This is a genomic window from Reichenbachiella sp. 5M10, assembly GCF_002742335.1.
Taxonomy (GTDB): Bacteria; Bacteroidota; Bacteroidia; order Cytophagales; family Cyclobacteriaceae; genus Reichenbachiella.
In genome coordinates, this window is record NZ_MDGR01000007.1 from 3,207,752 (window position 1) to 3,230,577 (window position 22,826).

Consider the following 22,826-nt stretch of genomic DNA (forward strand, 5'->3'; position numbering starts at 1 on the left):
ATGAAGAAGACATACATGAAAACTCTGGTCGCAGCGACACTGTTGACCCTTGGGTTTGCTTGCACTCCACCGAGTGAAAAAGAAACTAAAAGCATCAAAAACGATCAAGTAGAAGCACTACTGAGCCAAATGACGCTCGAAGAAAAAGTTGGACAAATGGCCCAGCTCACCCTCGACGTGATCACCAAAGGGGACGATGTATTTTCGAGCTACGAGCCTTTGGAACTCGACGAAGCGCTCGTCAAAGAAGCCCTCCTTGAACACCACGTCGGTTCGATCCTCAACACCGCCAACAACAGAGCACGCACCCCCGAAAAATGGCAGGAGATCATCAGCCAGATCCAAGACATCGCCATCAACCAGTCCAGGCTCAAAATCCCTGTGATCTATGGCATAGATGCCATACATGGCACGACCTACACGGCAGGTGCGACCATGTTTCCTCAGGAGATCGCCCAAGCGGCGACATTCAACCGCGCGCTCGTCCGCAAGGGCGCAGAGATATGTGCCTACGAGACTCGTGCTTCGGCCATTCCGTGGACCTTCTCTCCCGTACTGGATATGGGACGCGATCCACGGTTTCCACGCATCTGGGAAGGATTCGGTGAGGACGTCTACTTGACCTCTCAGCTCGGCGAGCAAATGATCAAAGGATATGAAGGCGAAAACAACGACGTGGGCAACCCACTACATGTCGCTTCTTGTCTGAAGCACTTCTTGGGCTATTCGGTTCCCCTTTCGGGAAAAGACCGTACGCCCGCATACATCCCTGAAATTGAACTCAGAGAAAGACACATACCGGCATTTGCAGCAGCTATCGACGCAGGCGCACATACGGTCATGATCAATTCGGGGCTCATCAACGGCACTCCTGTACATGCCAGCTATGACATCCTGACACGACTGCTCAAGCAGGAGCTAGGATTCGAAGGTGTAGCAGTGACCGACTGGGCCGATATCGACAACTTGTACAAACGTGACAAGGTCGCCGAGACAGCCAAAGAAGCCACCAAACTCGCCATCAATGCAGGGATAGACATGGCCATGATCCCCTACAGCATGGATTTTTGTACGGACCTGGTCGAGCTCGTCAAGGAGGGAGAGGTATCCATGGAGAGAATCGACGATGCGGTACGACGTATCCTGACGCTCAAAGTCAAACTAGGACTATTCGAAACTTCAGTCACTCACTACAAGGACTACCCCAAATTTGGCAGCCAAGAGTTCGCTGACGAATCATATCTCGCAGCAGCAGAAGCCATCACACTACTCAAAAACAAGGACTACATACTCCCACTAAAAAAAGGAGCTAAAATCCTCGTCGCTGGTCCCAACGCCAACAGCATGAGAAGCCTCAATGGCGGATGGACCTATTCGTGGCAAGGCGAAAAAGTAGAGGAATTTGCGCAAGAGTTCAACACGATCTTGGAAGCCCTCCAAAACGTCAACGGCAAAGAATCAACATCCTATGCCGCAGGAGTATCCTACAACGAGAAAGCACAATACTGGCAAGAAAACGTCAACATCGACGCAGCGGTCAAGGCCGCCACTGACGCAGACTATATCGTCCTGTGTGTCGGCGAAAACAGCTACACAGAAAAACCAGGTGACTTGCACGAGTTGACTCTGTCGAGCAATCAAATTGATTTGGCCAAAGCCCTCTCTAAGACTGGCAAACCGATCATACTCGTACTCAACGAAGGGCGCCCGCGCATCATCAGAGACATCGCAGGACTCAGCCACGCCATCATACAGACCTACCTCCCGGGCAACTTCGGAGGAGACGCCTTGGCAGACATTCTCTTTGGCAAGGTCAACCCGAGTGGCAAACTACCCTACACCTACCCGATGTATACCAATACCCTGGTGACCTACGACCACAAACCCTCGGAGGAGCAGGACAAAATGGAAGGAATGTATGACTATGAATCAGATTTTGCCGTACAATTCCCCTTTGGATTTGGGCTGAGTTACACGACATTCGCCTACAGCGACCTCCAGCTCAGCGCATCTTCCATCAATGCAACCGATGAGCTGACCGTCAGTGTCAAACTCACCAACACGGGAGACAGAGAAGGCAAAGAAGTCGTCCAGCTCTACTCTTCGGACCTCTATGCATCCATCTCTCCAGACCTCAACCGACTCAGGAGATTTGACAAAGTATCCCTGAAAGCTGGAGAATCAAAAACAATTTCCTTCACCCTCACAGGGAGAGATTTGGCTTTCGTCGGCCAAGACCTCAACTGGGTCGTGGAAAAAGGAGATTTCGAAATCAAAATCGGAGACCAAAGTGCAAAACTAAACGTCACCGAAACCAAGACATTCGGTCAAGTCGATCGGATACTATGATGCTATTAGTAACAGCATAAATTAGTAATATTTAGTAATAATCATGAAGGTCGTCTCGGTAGTCATGCACTGAGACGACCAGATTGGTGTCCCTTTCGGGAAAACGAACCCTACAGCCTATTCGGCTCCAAAAACCATAAACTGCCTCAAATTTTGAACGTTTCTCAGTAGAGGGTGAAATCATTAGATACCTTGAGGTAGTTTTATCTTCACAGAGATTAACACCAGGCGTGCCATGAAAAACACCGTACTCTTAACGCTCCTACTCCTCGGTCTATCGAGCCTAGTTTTGGCACAAAAACGAGGCATGGCCTATGGCTACCACAGCCCCCAAGACCTGGCAGCCCTCTCTCCCAATGTCACCTGGTGGTACAACTGGTCCGAGACACCTGAAAGCACCGTAGCGGACAGCTATGCCCAATACGGGTTTGAGTTTGTCCCCATGACATGGAACGGTCAGTACGACGAAGACAAACTCCGCCACTACCTGAACAGCCACCCAGAGGTCAAGTACCTCTTGGCCTTCAACGAACCCAACTTCCTAGAGCAAGCCAACATGACGCCTGCAGAAGTAGCAGCAGCCTGGCCTCAACTGGAGGCCATTGCCGATGACTTTGACCTGCTCATCGTCGGTCCAGCCGTCAACTACTGTGGAGACTGTGTCGCCATCGAAGGTACCGACGGAGAAACCTACACAGACCCCGTACGCTATCTCGATGACTTTTTTGCGGCTTGTGTAGATTGTCGTGTAGACTACATCGCCGCACATACCTACGTCAACACCATCGGAGCTTTGGAGTGGTTCGTCGGACTATTCGAAAAATACAACCAACCCCTCTGGCTCACCGAATTTGCTGGATGGGAAGAAAATGGAGTTGTCAACAGCGTAGAAGACCAAGAAGCCTTCATGGAGTCAGCCTTAGAATTCCTGGACAACAACCCCTCGGTGTTCCGCTATGCGTGGTTTATCGGCCGCACAAGTGGTGGCATCACCAGCTACCCCTACATCGACCTCCTCGGAGCAAACGGCCAGCTCACTTCCCTAGGAGACATCTACGTCTCTGACCCTGTCATCCGTGACGTCAACAAAGTCGTGGATATCCCGGCTGTCATCTATGCCGAGGACTACAACTACATGGAAGGCATATCCCTCGAAAAAACCAGCGACAGCTATGGAGACAAAAGTGTCGGATACATCGATGCGGGAGATTGGCTAGAGTACAAAATCAACGTCTCCGAGAGCCAAAACTATGACCTATACTTCCGCTTTGCGTCTACGCAAGCAGCACAGTTCCAGCTACTCATTGATGGAATACAGGTCCTCACCCAAGCGCTCCCCAACAGCGGTGGATGGGACAACTGGACCACCATAGACAACAGCATGGACTTGAACGAAGGCACACATACCCTTCGGTTGGTCGCTACTACGGCGGGGTTCAACCTCAACTTCATCGGCATAGGAGCCGAACCTGACCCGATCCTTTCGACCCCTGTCCCCTCTGGGGTTCGTCTCTATCCCAACCCCACACAAGGGCAAGTGACCATCGAAGGGATCAATGACATCCAGCAAGTCACCGTGCGGGACCTATCGGGCCATGTCGTCTACACAAGCACGGGCACACTGTCCTTGGATCTGGCGCACCTCTCCCCTGGCATCTACCTGCTTCACATCCAAAACTCCACAGCCCCTAGCACACAACTGAAAATCTCAATTCTATACTGATACGCCTACCATGGATTGATGAAGTCCTTGGCGGAATAGACATGAGTCCTCTCCTGAAAATAGGACGAAGGCTTCTCCGTTTTCGACGACTGTCGGGTCATCCATCTGCGCAATAGCGCGATGGGTACAAGCATCATATAAAACACCACTGTGAGCAATACACGACTGTTGACATAGCCCAAGCCGAGAGCCAACTGTCCCCAGAGGTACACGATCCACCACCGCAAGCGAGCAGAGACGAGCCCTAGCCCTCCGACTGCCACCGAGGCATAGAGCAGCGCTTCGTGCCCCAGCCATAGATGCAGTACCACCAACCCTACCGTGATCACCAAGAGGCTTTCGTACGCTTTGTCCTGTAGTCTCATCAGATCAGAAGATAGAATAGATAAAAGGCGCCAAGGCCGAACCACCACCGATCACGATCATCACTCCCAACAAGAGGAGAACCAACACAATGGGCGCCAGCCACCAGGCCTTCCGCTCCCTCAAAAAATTCCACAAGTCTGTTACAAATTCCATATCGATATCATTTTATGTCTGTTCATTGGTCACAAGAGGTGATTGTAGCCTTGGTACTTTCAGCTCCCTAGTTGTTTAATCTCATCAATTACAAAATTGCATGCCTAGCTTATGGGCATCCTGATGCCCATACTGTGCAGCCTGCTTCCAGTCCAGACAAGCTGCCGCCTCATCTCCCGCACCGTAAAAAGCATAGCCTCGAATGAAGTATGGCAAAGAAACTTGTCCCTCCTGCTTGGCAATCACCTCATTGAAATCCTCGATCGTGCCCTCATAATCCTTGAGCTCGAAGCGCGCGACACCCCGCTGATGTCGAGCCTCCAGATCTCCTGGATCCAGTGCAATCACCCGGCTGTACTCCGTCTCAGCTTCCGCATGTTGCCCGAGCATGAGGTATGCATAGCCTAAGTCACGATGTAGGTCTATGTCCTGATTTCTCTTTTCGATGGCTTGGCGCAAAATCACTGCCGCTCTGGCAAAATCAGCCCCATACACATGCCCTTTCGCCTGCATCTTGAGTCGAGAGGCATTGACAGGCTGTGTCTCCAGCACACCAAGCAAGTATGGGTAGGCTTCCTGCAGGTACCCCTGGTGCTCGAGGTAGGACAGAGCACGAAGATAGGGCTGTTCCTTGCTCGGAAAATAACTCGCCAATACTCGAATCTCTCGCACAAAAGCCGCCGTATCTCCAGATTCCCAGTGATGACCCGCCACGAGTACACGTGCCGAATCCACATTGCGTACTGCTCCGATCTTGTCCACATAGTCCTCGATGGTGATCGTCTCTAGCAGCGGATTGGGTGCTCCCTTGGGCACATAGGGGTAGTTGCCCAACAGGTTGACCAGTGTCAACTTGGCCTGCAACGAATCGAGCTTGGTGAAAGGCATGGCAGCCAGTAGCTCTTCGTCCGTCTGATCAGTCTGTGGCTCTTCGGACACGGGGAGCATGCCAAGCGCCAACATCCTCTCATGGTAGGCCCGCCCCATCAGATAATACCCCTCCATGTTGGGATGGAGATGATCACACATCAGATTATCCCCCACGATCTGATACGGAGAGACGGCATTGAACAAGGAATCTATATCCACCAAAGGCACCTGATAGTCTGCCGTCACTGCTCGGATGATTTCATTGATCCGCTCGGGTGCCCGAAACCGCAAGCCGTCCAGTTCCTTGGCAGCTACATAGTACTCCTTGGCAGCTGTCACCTGCCCACGTGCCACCAATCGATTCGCCTTGTCATGGCATTGCTTGGCCGTCAAGCCCTGTGTGTTTCGCTCCTTGGATTTGAAGGGTGCATGTCCCCGCAGGTTGCTGGACAAAGTACCTACCAGTACAGGCACACCGGACGACTCGATGGTCGACAGGATATCCTTTAGGTTGCCTTCGAACTGATCTATTCCCGCCTGATAGATGTCCGTACCTGTAGCAATAGCGCTCTCCCCGATCATATCCTCCATCAGGTTGGCCGCATCGCCTCGGCTCGGGCTCAGACGCGCTACAGTGTGTTCAAGCGCTTGGAACAATCGGTACTCCTTGAGCGCCAACAGCGTCTTGACGAAATAGCGATGTGTCCCAAAGGACCGGGACGAAGCAGGGCCTAACGCACCGTAGTACTCGTTGTGACCGGCATAGATCAGCAGGGCATCTGGGGCCTGCTCCAGTACTTCGGGCAGGATGTCAAGCAGTGTATAGCTATTGATGGCACTGGCGGCCAAATTGACGACCTCTATGTCTCGCTCTGGATAGCTGTGCTGTAGCCTACGACGCAGATGACTTGGAAACGAGGCATTCTGTGCGTAAGGAAACCCCTGCGCACTACTCCCTCCGAGCACAAACACCCGATAGGTGCTCGGTGATTTTTCTTTGGCAAAACCAATCCCATGGAAAAACACGGCACCTTCTAACTGTCCAAAATACTTGTAACTCCTTGCGGGATTGAGGTAGAGCATCCCAGGCACTCCTCCGCGGGGTTCATGAAACAAACGGTAGTCCCGGCCATAATCCGCCACACGCAAGCCCACTTCCAAACACACAAAAAACAGTATCGGAATCATCCCTGCAATCACATAAAAGACCAATGGTGCTTTCTTCTTTGGGTGGGCTCTCTCTTTCCTATTCATTTATCTTGTTCTACTTAATCCAATAAAAACTCTTGTTGCCACGCGTCCTTCACATCCCACTTCGGTTGATCGACTTTGCTAAACAAGCAATCCTCAATCACCAGATAATCCATCTCTGTACGCATGAAACACCGGTATGCGTCTTCGGCCGTACACACGATGGGTTCGCCACGGACATTGAAACTCGTATTGATGAGCATCGGACACCCCGTCTGCGCTTTGAACGCTGAAATGAGCTCCCAAAAAACAGGGTTGGTCGTAGCACTCACCGTCTGCACCCTCGCCGACATATCCACATGTGTGATGGCCTGCCACTGGGAACGCCTCTGATAGAGTTTGTTTCGCATGTTCATCGCAGCGTAGTGCGCAGGCAGCGGACAGCGCCATTCCTCTGCCACGGGGTATACCTTGAGCATGTAGGGAGAGCTCCGCTGCATGTCGAAATATTCTGAGGCATCCTCCTCCAATATCGCTGGTGCAAAAGGCCGAAAGCTCTCTCTGTATTTGATCTTCAGGTTGATACGCTTCTGCATCTCGGGGTTGCGTGGATCACCGAGGATGCTCCGGTTGCCCAATGCGCGAGGACCAAATTCCATCCGTCCTTGAAACCATCCGATCACCTGTCCCTCTGCCAGCAAAGCCGCCACTCGAGCGACCAAGTCACTCCGCTCTGTGAAAATCCGTGACACTACCCCCTGTTTTCGCATCCATGCGCCCCATGCCTTGGTATCAACCTGTGGGCCGAGGTATGCGCCCCGCATCCCATCTCCTCCCGACGTAGATACAGGATATGCCCCGTCCAGATAGAGAAAGTGTGCCGCCAGTGCAGCTCCCAGTGCTCCTCCCGCATCTCCCGACGCAGGCTGGACATAGATCTCATCAAACACACCTGCGGCCTCCAGTTTCCCGTTTGCGACGCAGTTGAGCGCCACACCACCCGAGAGACAGAGCCGCGTCATGCCTGTCAGGCGCTTGGCTTCCTGAGCCAGTCGTAGGACGATCTCTTCGGTGACAGCCTGTATGGCATAGGCCAAATTGCAATGCCCCTGGGTCATCTCCTGCTCGGGGTGACGCAGCGCCATCCCAAACAGCGCCTCCCATTTCTTTTGCTTCACCATCCGAAGCCCGACCGCATAGTCGAAATAGCTTTGGTTGAGATGTATCGATCCATCGACCCGGATATCGACCAGCGTCTCTTGGATCGCCGCGACGAACCGCCCCGTCTGTGGATCATTCGGGTCACCATAGGGTGCCAACCCCATGAGCTTGTACTCTCCCGAGTTGACTTTGAAACCCAAAAAATATGTAAATGCCGAGTACAGCAAACCCACCGAATGAGGAAAGTGCAGTTCCTTGAGTACGGACAGCTGCTTGCCTCGACCTAGACCAATCGACGCGGTAGTCCACTCTCCCACTCCATCAATCGTCAAGACGGCTGCTTGCTCAAAACCAGACGGGTAGTAACTGCTGGCGGCATGCGACAAGTGATGCTCGGTAAAGAGCAATTTCAATTGCTTGGGAGCATAGGCTTGAACCTCCTTTAGTTCCTTTTTGATTTCTCGTTTGAGAAAAATCTTTTGTTTGATCCAGACCGGCATGGCTTTGAGGAAAGACCCCAAACCCCTCGGGACATGGGTATAGTAGGTTTCGAGTAGTCGCTCGAATTTCAACAACGGCTTGTCGTAAAACACCACAGCGGTCAGATCGTCCAGGGAGACGCCCGCCTCTGAGAGACAATAGGCCACCGCGGATTTCGGAAACGCTGCGTCGTGCTTGATGCGTGAAAATCGCTCTTCCTGTGCCGCCGCTATAATCTCCCCATTGCGGAGAATCGCAGCGGCCGAATCATGGTAATAGCAAGATATGCCAAGTATGTAAGTATCCATCGTCGGGTCCCAAAGCAAGCTCCCTCCTACACTATTGGCGGATCATGCTTCGGTTCTTGTTTCGTCTTTCAAATCTCTTTTTCGCTCGCCCTCCATCTCTCAACCATAGCCCCAGAGGAGCTTCTGTATGCGACAGCAAGAGGAACTTCAAGTTAGCCCGAGAGACCAAACCAGAGGTGGAATAATCGGACACAAAGAGGGGAATTTGGGACGATGGCGGTTTTCAAGTTTCGCAAGGTTTAAACCGTTGACTATTGGAGACATTCCAATCAAGGCAAACGCATTGAAACCGCCCTAAACTTCCCCAAAATCATCCTACTTAGTGACTTCAAAAGATTCAGACTTTGGAAAAGACAACTCTGCCAAAACGAGGTATTAATCACTTCCTCGCCAGGACAATATCTGCAGCAAACCAGTCTCGCAGTACACCCCAAAAGACCCAGTGCACGACAGAAAGAAAACACCAACAACGGGTGGACAACCTTCTTTATTCTAGGTCTTAGCGGAGGCTAAGAGCAGAGGGATTCCCAATAGTAAAACTGATGCGATGCGCCGCTGCTTTAGCATCTTTTTCAATCTCAACAATGTACGTTTAGACGGATCTGAGGGCGATTTTTCAGACCACGTGTGATCGGAGCTTCAACCACACGTCTTTGGAGGCTCAACCACGTGTGGTTGGCGTGTCAATCACACGTGGTTGGCGCGTCAAACACACGTGGTTCAAACCGCAAACACAGGTAGTCTAAAACGGGCTCTTTTTAGCAGGTCATATTTGAGCTGAAAATGCAAGAATTTGGACAAGGCAGCAGGCTAATATTCGGTTGGTTATTTGGTGATTGAGAAAGAGAACATGGCGGTATCGGTATTTCATTCATCTACCGTACGGGCAGGGATGTTGAGCGTACTCTCCTACTGTTATGGAGTTGCAATCTGCGGCTTGACCGTACTACAATTAGCTATTAAATGTGGTGGAGAGATGACCATTAGATTTAGATCATCAACCGAATGAATCATACAACCCAACAGAGTTCACTTTACACTACCGTCCAATTCAGGTTATTTAGGATCACCGCAAACCAGCCTTTGTTTTCACCCGAATGATGCCATGGAATTTCCGAAGTGAAACCTTATTAGGGCAAAAAAAAGGGAGCACGATGTGCTCCCTTCCTGAATGTATGAAAACTAACTATTTACTGAATACTCACTTTTCTAACCGCAGTAGATCCACCTGCTTCTACTTGTATCAAGTACAATCCTTTCACCCAATCGCGAGTGGAAATCTGTATGTCTTGATGATCGCTGTAGGTTTGGGTGAACACCACATGCCCGGACAAGTCCATCACTCGAATGTTGGACTGCTCAAACGTAAGTCCTAGATCGATATGGAGGTTTCCGTTGGTGACGGGGTTGGGATAGACCTGCACCTGACCCACTGCCAAGGCTGTCTCCCTGTCCTCAAGGATACGCGCGCCACCTACGGGTTCTAGCACCCACTTGGCACTCGCCCATGCGGTGTAGATTGTACCGTGCTGTGCCGAACCTGTCAAGTTTTCTACATGAATGTAGTGGCTCGACTGCCAAGCGTTGCGGATGCGGCTCTCGCCGTTTCCTGCATCTTCGATCGCCCAGCGTGAGCTGTACCATCCTGACGTTCTGGTCGTGGACTGTACACTGCCTGTCAGGTTCTCAATGTGCATGTACTCGCCTGTCGAGGCATTTTTGATCTCGACATTGCCTCCACCGACATCTTCGAGCTGCCACACATAGCTATCGCCTACGGGAGATGAGCCATAGTTGACGTTGGCTCCTCCGTCGTAGAGGTAGTCGTTGGACCACACGTTTTTGATGCGGTAGCCTGTGGCTGTACCGCCTCCACCTGTGACCGTCACTGCGCTCGTGGCAGTGAATCCACCGTCTGCTGTCGTGGCAGTGATCGTCGCAGTACCTGCTGAGATAGCTGTCACCAATCCGCCGTTGGTGACGCTCGCTACGGCGGCATCACTGGTCGTCCAAGTCACGCTCGTGTTGCTGGCATTGGCTGGAGACACGCTGGCCGCCAACTGCTGTGTAGCTCCTGCCGTCAAGCTGATTGACGCTGGCGACACACTCACACCTGTCACATCCACAGTACCCGACCCAGCTGAGGTGATGATCACCTTGTCTAGGTTGTGGTTTGGATTGTCCAAAGCGATGCGCATGATCTGCTGTCCTGCGCTCAAGGTCACATCGTTGGCATAGACGCTCGTCCAGGTTTGCCATGCGCCTGTGTTGGCACTGGTCACTGTTCCCGTCACGTCCGCTCCACCAAACTCTACATGGAACGTCCCCCCTGCATTGATAGATGCCACGCGGAACTCGAAATCGTAGGTTCCAGCAGACTGTACATCGACGGTATATTCCAACCATTCGCCGGCACTCGTCCAACCGATGTTGTAACCACCGCCACTGGCGACTTCTACATCCACTCCTTCGCTCGTGCGGTATTGTCCGCCTTCGTTGGCTGCATTGGTATCGTGGTAGGCGATGCCTTCCCCGCCTAGGTCAAAGTTCTCTACCTCTACCGTACCCGGCAAGCTGATCGGCGAACCGCTGTATGGAGACTGAGTCGGTACGATGACCTCCTCTACCGTCACGGCTGTCGTGGCAGTAAACCCTCCATCAGTAGTCGTCACGGTGATCGTCGCAGTACCTGCACGCACACCGTACACCTGACCACTCACACTGACGGTAACTACAGCGGCATTGCTCGTGCTCCATGTCACGCTCTGGTCGTTGGCATTGGCAGGTGCTACGCTGGCAGTCAACTGCTGCGAGGCACCCTCATCGATCGTCACAGAGGTAGGAGACACAGTCACTCCCGTCACGGCGACCACTACGGTGGAAACCGTCACTTGCGTCGCAGCGGTAAAGCCTCCGTCGTTGGTCGTCACAGTGATCACTGCACTCCCGTCGGCATGAGCCGTCACCACGCCGGTGTTGCTCACGGTAGCGATGGCTGCATCGCTGGTCGTCCAGGTCACGTTCTTGTCACTGGCTGCTGTCGGTGCTACGGTCGCAGAAAGCTGCTGCGTCTCTCCTGCTTCCAAGGTCACAGTGGATGGGTTGACTGTCACCCCTGTGACTGCTGTCGTCCCTCCAAAGAGCACTTCAAAATCGCCATTGTTGTTGTAATACGCGACATCCTCGCCTGCGATGTTGGCAAACGAACCGCCGTTGAACTCCAACCAACCGTCGAAAGTATTGTTGCTGGAGAAGTTGGCGACATAGATACCGTGTCCTCCGTCTTCGCCTTCACCCGTTGTATAGTTCGGGCCGTTGTTGACATCCAGTGCCACACCTGTCCCGTCGATGTTGACGTTGTTGAAGGTGATGTTGTCGATCACAAAGTTGTTTTGAGTCGCCATGTAGGAGTGAATGAATACCGCATCGTGCTGTGAGTCGATCACATCGATGTTGGAGAAATTCACATATTGCAGACTATATCCTTGCCCTTGTGTCGGAGACGGTAATTCCAATTCGATCGCACCAAATCGGTAGGTCCAGATATTTTTGGTCGTCCCCGAACCGATCACAGTCACGTCATATATATCGATGGACTGTGACGCATCCGCTCCAAATGGGAAGGCAGGAAACTGGGTGTTTAATCGAATACCTGGCCCGGCGAAACCATCCTTGATCAACAAGTGATGCGCCTCGTGGCTGTGTCCGCCAAAGAATCCCAATCCCGCTGCTCTCAAGTTGTTTTCCACAGTGCTGTAGCGGAAAATATTGCCTTGACTCGCACTCGATGGTACAGACTCTAGGTAGTTGACCGACCAAGTCGCCATGGCATCATCGATACAGTTTCGGAAACTGGTGTGCTCGATCACCGTGTTGGAGGTTCCTTTGGCGAGGTTGACACCATCGGCGTACACGTTTCTGATACGGCAGTTGCTCACGACGAGTCCATCGGTGATGTTCCATCCGCCGTTGTTCATCGAGCTGATCCAGAATCCCGTCTCAAAATGCTCCGCCCACACGTTGGTGATGGTAGAGTTGGACCCCAAGCTGCCGTTGATGGCTTTGTTGCCCGCGGTACGGGAGTTGGTGGCACTGTTCATGTACAGGTCGCTCAACTGGATGTTGTTCGCATCGAAAAGGAAGCCTGCGCCGTTTTGAGCTGTGGTAGAAAAATACAACTCCGTGTGCCACATCCCTGCGCCTTGGATGGCCAACCCGTCATTGGCGACAAAGAGATTTCCGCTAGGAGAGCCATTGCCTTGGCCGTTGATAAAGCGTCCTGCTGGAATGTAAATCCCCTGAATACTCGGATCGCCATTGGCAATATCCAACGCCTGTCTGAAGGCATAGGCATCATTGGTCTCGTCATTTGGTGTCGCACCATAGTCCATGACGTTGAGGTACCCTGCCGGAGCGGGTATCGCTGCAGGTACTGTTTCCATCTCAATGAAATCAACCCCATACGCTACGCCATCGTTGCTGTCCTTCTGCAGACGGATCACATCACCCGCATTGACCGCTTGGTCTAGGATGAAATGCAGTTCGTCAAATCGCATGCGTGCTTCGTAGTTGGGCCCTTGCGCCTGATTGGCAGGAACGCCCTGCGTCGATGGCGAGATGTCAAAATACTGCCACGCCCAATACGAGCTCAAAGCAATGTCACGCACTTTCGATCCGTTGACATAGAGTGCCAACGTACCGCTTGTGTTGTCAGGAATGGAATAGCGCAGTGTCAAACCGTCCCAAGAAGAACCAGTCATCGTCCACTCTACGTAGCTACCTGCCCCTGACAGGCTCACAAATTGTCTATCTGTCGCCTCAGAAGCCAACAGTGCCATGTCATAAGTCGGACCGTTGACCGCTGCTCCGCCACCTATATTTCCTGCTTCTGATTCGAAGCGTGTATAGGGTGCATCGTAGTATCCTCTATCCGCAGGGATCACAGGCTGTGCCGTGACGTTGATGCTGGCTGTTTCTGATGCAGAGATGCCGTTATCATCGGTCACGGTCAGTTCGAATATGTACAAGCCCTCGATCAAGTTGCTCACGGACAAGATCGCCGTAGACGCGCCACTTAGGCTTGCCGTGTTCGGGCCACTCGTTTGCGCCCAAGCATAGGCGACAATCGTGCCGTCGGGATCGCTACTCGCTGATCCGTCCAGTGTCGCGCTGTTGCTCGGCAACACCACGGATTGGCTACCGCCTGGATTGGCTACTGGAGGCATTTCGCCTGGAGCGACGACCGTCACTGCAGCTGTCGCAGTGTGTCCGCCATCGGCTGTCGTTGCTGTGATCGTCGCTGACCCAGAAGCGACCGCCGTGACTAGCCCACTGGCATCTACGGTAGCGATTGCTGCGTCACTTGTCGACCAAGCCACGTTTTGATTCGTCGCACCTGCTGGCGCGATCGTAGCGGTCAACTGCTGCGTATTGGGTATGGTCAGGTTGACTGTCGTAGCAGAAAGCGTCACGCCAGTGGCTGGTTCGGGGTTGACGATGATCTCCAAGGTCTCAGTATCTGACCCTGCCGAGTTGGATGCAGAGATCGTCACACTGGTCGTACCTACGCCCGTCAATGTCCCGCTCAACTGCCCCGTGCTCGTATTGAGCGTGATGCCTGCTGGCAAATCTGTGGCACTGTAGGTATCAGGAAAGTGCGATGCAGTGATCTTGTAGTTGATGGCTTCTCCGTCTTTTCGCGTGATCGACAGTGGACTGGTGATGATCGGTGTAGTCGGTACGATCTCTGCACAAGTCGTCAAGTACACGGAACCAAATAGTGCAGGCTGTGCCCATCCCATCTCAGTCGTCGCAAAACTCGACATCTGCGCTTCGCGCGTCCCGCCATTGTCATCGTCATCCACGGCGATATCGATCCCGATTTGCTGTCCTACATTTGGCGTGACGCCAATGGTAGACCAAGGGATCGCGGTTTTCAAGGTGTAGCCTCCTGCCGTCGCAAACATCGTGTGTGTCACACCGCTTGCATTCTGCACGGAGTTTCCGCCTAGGTGAACCGTCGCATCGTTCCATCGGTAGCCCAACTGAAAATCATTGATCCCGTCGTAGCTGTTGCCTTTGCTGTTGTTGCCATCGATGAATACGTTGACCACATCGTCGTTCCACCACTCTGATCCTGAGTCGTTGTTGAGATCACTGTCTTGCACTTCGACCAAGACATAAAGCGCCTGCTCGTCGTACATCGCTCTCCACTGTCCCGCATAGTCGCCCGGTAGCGAACCTACATTGGCATTGGCAATGGATGTGATCGGTACCTCGTTCCATGACGCTTCGATATTGGCATCATTGGCAGGTGCACTGGCAGTCAAGCCAATCACTGCTCCCGTACATGGAGGGTTCTCGTTGTCCGAGATCGTGATCGTCGCGGCAGTTGTCCCGCCAAGTTGGTAGCCAGATCCTGCCTGTAGTGTCAAGGTCACCGTCTCGTTCCCCTCGAACTCCGAATCGTCGATCGCAGCGATCGATATCGTCTGTGCAGGGTTGGATGGAGACAAAGTCACCGTACCGCTGAGCGAAGGAGTCGCAGAGTAGTCGCTACCCGATGTAGCAGTACCCGACACGGTGTATCCTACGCTGATGTTTTGAGAAATGTCCGAGATCGAAATCGTGAACTCCCCTGCGTCACCACTCTCTGCGGCATCCGCATCCGTTGCTTCGATGTTGACCGCTGCGGTGACGTTGACGGTCACTTGATCAGTGTGCCCTCCATCGTCAGTCGTCACGGTGATTACTGTGCTCCCTGTGGCTAGCCCCATGATCGACTGGGTGTTGGCATCTACGGTCGCTACGGCTGGATTGGACGAACTCCAAGTCACGGCCTTGTTGGTAGCGTTGCTCGGAGAGATCGACGGCATGAGGTCTGCGCTCTGCCCGACGAGCAAATCCACGGGACCTTCTTCGAGATCCACGCCGTTGACAGAGATAGGTCCTTCCGTCACGAGGTTGAGGTTCAAGCCTTGGCTCGTCTTGTATACGGCTGGATCCAGCTCTACATTGGAGTAAGACAAATCGTAGAAGTCTACGGTCCCTCCTGTCGCATACGCGAAAATCGCAGCACCTTCGAGCGGCACAGCAAAACAAGACTGGGTTTGATCATCATGCCCTGTACCGTTTACATTGATGTTGTGAAACTCGACATTGTCGTATCCACCGCCGCTACCAATCTGGATCGCATGGCGCTGAGACTCGATGATGTCGATGTTTTCGAAGGTCACATTTCTGATTCCGCCGTTGGTGGCGTTGAGCTCAATCGCTCCGCGCTCACAGTCCCACAGGTCATCGCTCGTACCAAAGTGGATGATCGTGTTTTCATAGATATTGATCCCTGTATTGATGTCGAACTTGTATCCACTGAAATCAGTCGTCAGACGGATAGCCGAACTGGCAAATCCGTCTTTGTAGATGCTGTGGTGCACGCTGTGTCCACTCGCACCAAACAAAGCCGTACCGCCTGCTCTCCACTGGTTTTCGATGGTGTTGTATCGGAAGGTATTGTTCGAACCTGGCGTATTGACGCCAATGGCGTTGTTGGGCCATACGGCCAATCCGTCATCTCCATTGTTTCGTACACTGGAGTGCTCTACGACGGAGTTGTTGGTACCTTGACAGAAGTTGACACCATCCGCATAGTTGTTGCGAATACGCATCTTTTTCATCGTCAGGTGATCGGTGATATCCACAGGCAGTGGTGCATCGTATCCAGCGATCCAGGCGCCGCATTCGAAGTGCTCCACCCAGATATTTTCGAAGGTCGAGTTGCTCCCATAGGTTCCCATGAAGCCTTTGTAGGTCTTGTACTCGCCGATGCTTCCCTCTGGAAACGGCTCTTCGTAATTCCATCGGTCGTTGTTGATCGTATGGAGGAAGAAATCCGAAATCACGACATTGCTGGCACGGGCATAGATCCCGCCACTAAACTGCAAATCCGTCGAGAAGAAAAGCTCCGTGTGCCACATCCCCGCACCTTGAAAGATGAGGTTGTTGACGTTGAAGTTCAACTTGGCACTGAGGTAATATTTTCCCGCAGGGATGTAGACGTTCTGCCCTGCTGCATCTGCTGCATCGAGACAAGCATGGAAGGCTGCCAAGTCATCCGTGGTATCGTTGCCCGTCGCCCCAAAATCCACTACGGATAGGGAATTGGCAGGTGCCGGTTTGGGTGCATCCACTGGCTCCACTTCGATGAAGTCTACCCCGTATTCGAAGCTATCTCCATTTCCTTTTTGGATGCGGATGACATCTCCGGGGTTGACATTGCTGCTGAGCAGGAAGTGTACTTCGTCAAAGCGCATGCGGGTCTTGTCCGTCCCTGCTTTGATTTGGTAGCACTTGTCTTCGCCCTTGCGGAAATACTGCCACGCATAGCGTGAGGTCAAATCCACCGTCTGCGCAAAGCTGCCGTTGACATAGACATCCAGCGAACCGTTGTGGCCTTCGCCTGTGGATTCGTTGTCTGGCATGGTAAATCGCATGGTGACACCTCGACCAGTCTCGGTCATGGCAAACTGCACGTAAGCGCCGTTGGACGGTAGTCCGACGTACTCTTGGTTGGATGCTTCGGAGGCCATTTTGTTTTGATCAAAATCATGGGCCTGGTGAAGCGTAGAACCTCCGCCATAGGAGGCTTCTTCTGATTCATACCTTGTATAAGGCATCTGATACGCTCCTCGGGGGAGCCCATCACTTTGGGCGTAAGCGCCAAAAGACAATAGCGTGAGGCATACTAGCCCTACTATTCTCGATACTGCACTCCTTCGCCACTTTTGTAAACATTCGTCTTTCATAGTCATGTTAGTAAAAAATGGAAAAAAATACTCTGATGCACTCGCATCAAAGGCGTGGGGAGTGTGGGGGAAAATACTTGTTGGTTTAAAGTTGTAAAGTGAAATAGTTTAAAGTTCAAAAACGATCCGTTCGATAGACGTATCTGACATTCATAGCCTAGAAAACAAGAGGAGAGACAAAAAAAGCACTGCCCCCCTCTTGCAAAACCTAAGCATGTTTTTAGAGTGAAGCCAATTGCTTCAACGCACTGTCTTTCTCTTCTGCCAATCTGAACCGTATCGCTTGGCCACCTCCAGCAGCCAGTTTCATCTTGAGTTCGTCGGTATGATCCACTTGATAACTGTCGATACTGACCGCCATCGGATTGGTGACGTAGTGCGCGTCCTCCGCGTCGGCATAAATCTCCGCTACATACTTTTGCCCAGGATCTAGAAAATCCAGTTTGACACTTAGTTCTCTAGCATTTTCGTCCGTCACGGCTCCAACAAACCATTCCTCGCTGGTGCGGGATTTTCTCGCCATCGCGACATAGTCTCCGATCTGACCGTCCAGCAATTTGGAATCCTCCCAGTCGGTCACCACATCTTGAATGAACTGAAACGCCGGGTTGTTTTTGTAATGCTCGGGGAGATCGGCTGCCATCTGCACAGGGCTATAGATCGTCACATAGAGAGCCAATTGATTGGCCAGGGTACTGTGTGTACTGTTTCCTTTGCGGAAAGCGTCCAAGTCAGTCTGGAAAATCCCTGGTGTATAATCCAAGGGCCCAGCAAGCAGCATGGTAAACGGCAAGATCGTCGTATGATCGGGAGGATTACCTGTGCTCCAAGCATTGTATTCCATGCCACGCATCGCCTCGCGACTCAGCATGTTAGGATAGGTACGACGAATCCCTGTGGGTTTGATCGGCTCATGCGCCACGACGCAGACTTGGTTTTGTGCGGCGAGTTGGACGACTCTACGGTAGTGATTGACCATCCACTGCCCGTGGTGGTTTTGCCCCTCGGGCTTGACATAGCCGACATAGCCTGTCTTGACGGCATGCATGCCATTGTCACGGTAGAGTTTGAAGGCATCGGGCATTTGCTTCTCATAAGCCACCGCATCGGCGCTGGTCTCGTGATGACCGATGAGGTTGACCCCCTTCTTTTGGGCGTAAGCCGCCAGCCATGGCAAATCAAAATCAGGATATGCCTCGGTGAAGCTAAAGTTTGGCTTGGTCGTCCAGACATCCCATCCGGGATTCCAGCCTTCTACGAGTACCCCACCAAAGCCATTGTCCGCGGCAAAATCGATATACTTTTTGGTGTTCTCCGTATTGGCTCCATGATTAGGGCCGTACTCCCAAGTGGACTTGTTGAGGTGCATCTCCCACCAGATCCCGATATACTTCATCGGCTGGACCCACGATAGATCGGTGAGTTGGTTGGGTTCGTTGAGGTTGAGGATCATATCGGACTCCACCAGTCCTGCAAGTTGGTCACTGACTTGGATCATCCGCCAAGGCGTCACCATAGGTGCCACCGTTTTGACCTTGACGCCATCAGGCCAAGGCACCAGATCAGCCTGCAGTTGGTTGTCTCCTCTCTTCGCCAAAACCATCGAAGCGTAATCGGTCAAATTGGCCTCATGGATACTGAGGTAGTTGCCATCAGGAGCCACAAAGGTCACCGGCGTATGCATGAGCAAGGAGAGTTCGCTCATCGGTTTGTTTTGGTACAGTCTCTCGTAGGTATTGTACCCGTTTTCCCAGGTCTGCTCGGCGGTATCACAGGCTTGGAACCATACCGAATGATTTTGGTTGAAATTGAACTCTGTCCGCTCGGCCATGATCCGTACACTGTCGATGTTGTCTTGTTTTGGTATCGCATAGCGAAAGCCCAACCCATCGTCAAAGACCTTGAAGAAGAGCGTCATCTTGCGTTGGTCGTTTTGATCTTGTAGGGCTACTTCGAGTTCGTTGTAGGCATTGGTAACCAAGCGTCGCTCACCCCAGACCGTCTCCCAACTGTCGCTGGCAGACGATTTGTTCACCTCGCTGACTTCCATGTGATCTCCTAGCGGATCCATCTGTTGGAACTCAAAACCAAGTCTAGATTTTTCGACGACAGTCTTGCCTTTGTACTGCATAGCATACATCGGCACGCCGTCTTCTACACAGAATTCTACTTCAATATTGCCGTCCGGCGAACGCACAAACTCTTTGGACTGGGAAGTCTGCTCCAGTCCCCCACATGCACTGAGTAGACCTATCAAACCCACAAATATGAGTTGCTTTGCCTCTCCTAAATTTCTTACTCTCATGATCTTCCTTATTTGTAATTCGATATTATTTCTGTGGCCTTGTCCACTTCCAGAGCCACCAGGTAATAAAAGGCCTGCTTTATGTCGTCTTGGGCTTCTTTGTCGTTGGCGTATTGGTCATTTTGTGTAAGTAGATACCAGTCATAGACCAGTTGTAATTCTGCTTCGTCATAGGACACACCCGTGTAGTTTTGTATTTCGACCAAAAACTTGAACCCAAACTCCACTGTAGGTTCTATCATGGTACCTTCCCCGAAATCGTTCCAGGTGATGAGCTGCAAGAAGTCCAACTCGCTGCTGTGATTGTCCGCCAAATCCAGTGTCGACTGGAGGGTTTGTGTCGACACCTCCAATTCCCACCCAATGGGGTCCCATCCCCCCTCCTCGTAGTAATCCTTAAACCCGGGATAGGCTCCACCTACTCTCATCCCGATGTCTTTGGTGTCGTTGTAGAAGCTGCTCAGTCCAGAGACTCCATCTGCATAGACCCAGGCATATTCGCCTGCTGCATTGTCCTTGCCTACCTTGCCGATGGTATGCCATAGCGGCAAAAACAACTCGTCTGCGGACGAGGCATTCAGAATCTCTTCCCATGTCGTAGGAGTATTGAATGTAATCGGCCCAAACAAAAGAGTCAGGGGACGATTATCGATATGTATGTATTGCTTGTGGCCGTAATAATTGGTGTTGAGATAAGCCATGTTGGCTTTGGTGTCTTCCTTGCTGCCAGCAAATCGATCTTCGAGCACTACGCCAAACTCCATCCCTGTCTGCTCCATACGGTCGACGATGGCGTTGGAACTTTCGAGCAAACTACCAATGTCTCCATTGGTCCCTTTCTCTCCATACCAGTTGATCAACACCCCGTCGACTCCTGCGTACTTCATGAGTAGAAGATGGTAATTGATCACGTCAGGGTCCCGTGAGTCATAGGGTCCAATCATCGGGTAGTAATGGGAGGCAATTTGCCGTTGGCCTTGATTATCGATGATCTCTGGATTGCTTTGGGACATTTTCCAATGGATGCCCCAAGTGTCCGCATAAGGCCCCGGTGCTTCGAACCACGGCATATAGTGCATATAGACCGGCATATCGTTGGTCTTGGAGACGCCTTTGGGAGCAAGCTCCTCTACTCCTCCAGGAGGCAGGACCAAGCCACCGTCTCCGTTGCCCTCATCGTCACAGGACACCCCCCACAACAAGACAAATGCTATTAGATATATTTGCTTCATTCTTCTTCTATGTTTTTTAAAGCCAGAGTACTAGAATCTTGACAATCAACCTGATGATCAAACAGAGAATACATGTCAAAAAACTAGTTCCTCTGGTGTGGTAGCCCCCACAGCTACTACTTCTTTAATTGCACTTGCGCGCAAGGGACATGTCTCATCTCTCGACAATCCCTGATCCAAACAGTGCTACTGGTCACTGATCACTCGGACCAGCAGCACTCTATTCTAAATCAAAAGACTACCTTAATTTTGGCTGGGTCAATCCCCTTAGTATCCTGGGTTTTGAACTAAATTTTCATTGGCCGATAGAGCCGTCACTGGGATAGGATAGATCTTGCGGTACTCATCGCTTACTTCTTTGGCCCACCAAGTCCCTTTGGTGAACACGTCAAAGCGAATCAAATCCGTACGTCTGTGTCCTTCCCAATAGAACTCAAACCCTCTCTCATCCAAGATCTCTTGGCCACTCGCCGCGATCGACGTGATATTGGCCGCTCCTCTAGCTGTTTTCACTTGGTTGATGAGGGTCATTGCACCTGCATCGTCACCTTTTCTCCAAAGTGCCTCGCCCTTCATCAGGATCACATCGGCATATCGAATCAATGCCACGTCATTGTTCATCCACTGTGGGATCGCCGCTGTCTCATCGGGTGCCCACTTGACCACCCGTACACCCTGTGCCTCTCCTGCAGCTGTGATGGCATCAATCTCTGGGGTAAACACGAGTGGGTTGCCCACTCTATCCTCTAGATTCGCTCCGTCACGATCGACCTGCTGGCCAAACAAAAAGCCCAAGTGAAGACCTGTCTCGTCGAAATAGCGATCGTCCTGAAAACGAGAATCCGTGGTCTGCACCCCGTTGTTTGGATTGCCATCGGTGTCCCATTTGTAAAAGAACGTCGGAGGTACGCACATCCCGTTCCATGGTTGGCCGTTGTTGACAGACTGCGTATAGTGAAGCGTCATGAAAGTGTGCGCTTGTGAGTCAAAACCTCGACCTACTTCTCCGCTGTTTTGAAGCGTCAGTAGGGTCTCTGGACTGCTCTCATTGTCACTATCAAACATGCTGAAGTAATCTGACCCGAGGCTGTACTCGCCTGTATTGATCACGGCATCACAGTGCGCAATCACCTGATCCATGTCGTCAGCTGTGGCCGCTCTGTCTTCGTAGATGAAGCGGTTGAGGTACACTTTCGCCAACAAAGCCTGAGCCGTTTGCTTGCATGCTCTTCCATACGGTAGCTCACTTTTCTTCTTCATCATCGGTATGGCTTCTTCGAGCTCTTCGATGATAAACGCCGTCCCGTCTTGACGATTGAGCACGTCAGGATTGAGGTTGTCATCCAAAAATGGCAACACGCCAAACATGTCAATGTACTGCCACATGTAGTAGGCACGCATCACGCGTACTTCGGCCAGGTAAGGCTCCAGATCTGCTCGAAAATTGGGATCCTCCGCGGACATATTGGTGAGGTTGATGTATACCTCATAGCATCTAGCTACGCCAGAGGAGATGTCGTTCCACCCGTTGGCTATGATTGAAATCTCTGGAGTCCACTTGTGCTCATGCATGGCTACCCAGATGCCGTTATCATACCAATCTGTCCCTCGTGTAGGAGTGACCATCTCGTCGCTGGATGCTTCGGTGAGTGCGTAGATATTCCGCTCACCATTCCACTGATAGAGTGACGAATAGATGGGTTCTACAAAGTTATCTATCAACGAAAAGTCCTCTTGCAAAGCCTCCGCAGACTCTTGCAAGTACTCTTCACCCGTTGTAAACTCCTTGATCTTGGGGTCCAAATCGGTACACGCGAATAGACTTCCGAGGGAGAGCGTTACAACTGCTATTTTTTTGCTTATTCTTATCATCTCAAATGCTTT

At 51.8% G+C, this 22,826-nt stretch carries 10 protein-coding genes; 2 read left to right on the forward strand and 8 right to left on the reverse strand.

What is annotated here, in order from left to right; all coding sequences use genetic code 11:
* Both BFP72_RS12920 and BFP72_RS12925 read left to right on the forward strand, forming a co-directional pair.
* On the forward strand, window positions 1-2,349 hold the full coding sequence (locus tag BFP72_RS12920; RefSeq protein ID WP_255397215.1) for a glycoside hydrolase family 3 N-terminal domain-containing protein: 2,349 nt from the start codon (window positions 1-3) through the stop codon (window positions 2,347-2,349).
* A gap of 235 nt (window positions 2,350-2,584) precedes the next feature.
* On the forward strand, window positions 2,585-4,072 hold the full coding sequence (locus BFP72_RS12925; RefSeq protein WP_099599530.1) for a glycosyl hydrolase: 1,488 nt from the start codon (window positions 2,585-2,587) through the stop codon (window positions 4,070-4,072).
* 5 nt (window positions 4,073-4,077) lie between these two features.
* Here the strand turns inward: BFP72_RS12925 and BFP72_RS12930 are convergent, their stop codons facing one another.
* The 8 genes from BFP72_RS12930 to BFP72_RS12960 all read right to left on the reverse strand — a co-directional run bounded on the left by BFP72_RS12930 (window position 4,078) and on the right by BFP72_RS12960 (window position 22,814).
* The gene (locus BFP72_RS12930) at window positions 4,078-4,437 is read right to left on the reverse strand and encodes an SxtJ family membrane protein (protein WP_099599531.1); all 360 of its coding nucleotides are present in this window, start codon (window positions 4,435-4,437) and stop codon (window positions 4,078-4,080) included.
* 4 nt (window positions 4,438-4,441) lie between these two features.
* Complete coding sequence (locus BFP72_RS19285) at window positions 4,442-4,591, reverse strand: DUF5989 family protein (RefSeq protein ID WP_185123729.1); 150 nt, start codon at window positions 4,589-4,591, stop codon at window positions 4,442-4,444.
* A gap of 84 nt (window positions 4,592-4,675) precedes the next feature.
* Window positions 4,676-6,715: an SGNH/GDSL hydrolase family protein gene (locus BFP72_RS12935; protein ID WP_099599532.1), complete on the reverse strand. Its 2,040-nt coding sequence runs from the start codon at window positions 6,713-6,715 to the stop codon at window positions 4,676-4,678.
* Window positions 6,716-6,729: 14 nt separating this feature from the next.
* Window positions 6,730-8,601 (reverse strand): carbamoyltransferase, encoded by a 1,872-nt coding sequence (locus BFP72_RS12940; RefSeq protein ID WP_099599533.1) that lies wholly within the window; start codon window positions 8,599-8,601, stop codon window positions 6,730-6,732.
* Between the two features lie 1,190 nt (window positions 8,602-9,791).
* Window positions 9,792-17,405 carry an Ig-like domain-containing protein gene (locus BFP72_RS12945; protein ID WP_158233400.1) on the reverse strand — a complete coding sequence of 2,538 codons (7,614 nt, stop codon included), beginning with the start codon at window positions 17,403-17,405 and terminating at the stop codon, window positions 9,792-9,794.
* A gap of 220 nt (window positions 17,406-17,625) precedes the next feature.
* Window positions 17,626-19,710 (reverse strand): glycoside hydrolase family 97 protein, encoded by a 2,085-nt coding sequence (locus BFP72_RS12950; protein WP_099599535.1) that lies wholly within the window; start codon window positions 19,708-19,710, stop codon window positions 17,626-17,628.
* A gap of 8 nt (window positions 19,711-19,718) precedes the next feature.
* Window positions 19,719-20,942, reverse strand: coding sequence for a glycoside hydrolase family 71/99-like protein (locus tag BFP72_RS12955; protein ID WP_099599536.1), 1,224 nt, complete (start codon window positions 20,940-20,942; stop codon window positions 19,719-19,721).
* Between the two features lie 267 nt (window positions 20,943-21,209).
* Window positions 21,210-22,814 (reverse strand): RagB/SusD family nutrient uptake outer membrane protein, encoded by a 1,605-nt coding sequence (locus BFP72_RS12960; RefSeq protein WP_158233401.1) that lies wholly within the window; start codon window positions 22,812-22,814, stop codon window positions 21,210-21,212.
* Between the last annotated feature and the right edge of the window lie 12 nt (window positions 22,815-22,826).

Coding starts and splice junctions, on each gene's coding strand:
- BFP72_RS12925 (WP_099599530.1), top strand. CDS start 2,585: ATGAAAAACACCGTACTCTTAACGCTCCTACTCCTCGGTCTATCGAGC.
- BFP72_RS12945 (WP_158233400.1), bottom strand. CDS start 17,405: ATGAAAGACGAATGTTTACAAAAGTGGCGAAGGAGTGCAGTATCGAGA.
- BFP72_RS12955 (WP_099599536.1), bottom strand. CDS start 20,942: ATGAAGCAAATATATCTAATAGCATTTGTCTTGTTGTGGGGGGTGTCC.
- BFP72_RS12960 (WP_158233401.1), bottom strand. CDS start 22,814: ATGATAAGAATAAGCAAAAAAATAGCAGTTGTAACGCTCTCCCTCGGA.
- BFP72_RS12940 (WP_099599533.1), bottom strand. CDS start 8,601: ATGGATACTTACATACTTGGCATATCTTGCTATTACCATGATTCGGCC.
- BFP72_RS12930 (WP_099599531.1), bottom strand. CDS start 4,437: ATGAGACTACAGGACAAAGCGTACGAAAGCCTCTTGGTGATCACGGTA.
- BFP72_RS12950 (WP_099599535.1), bottom strand. CDS start 19,710: ATGAGAGTAAGAAATTTAGGAGAGGCAAAGCAACTCATATTTGTGGGT.
- BFP72_RS19285 (WP_185123729.1), bottom strand. CDS start 4,591: ATGGAATTTGTAACAGACTTGTGGAATTTTTTGAGGGAGCGGAAGGCC.
- BFP72_RS12935 (WP_099599532.1), bottom strand. CDS start 6,715: ATGAATAGGAAAGAGAGAGCCCACCCAAAGAAGAAAGCACCATTGGTC.
- BFP72_RS12920 (WP_255397215.1), top strand. CDS start 1: ATGAAGAAGACATACATGAAAACTCTGGTCGCAGCGACACTGTTGACC.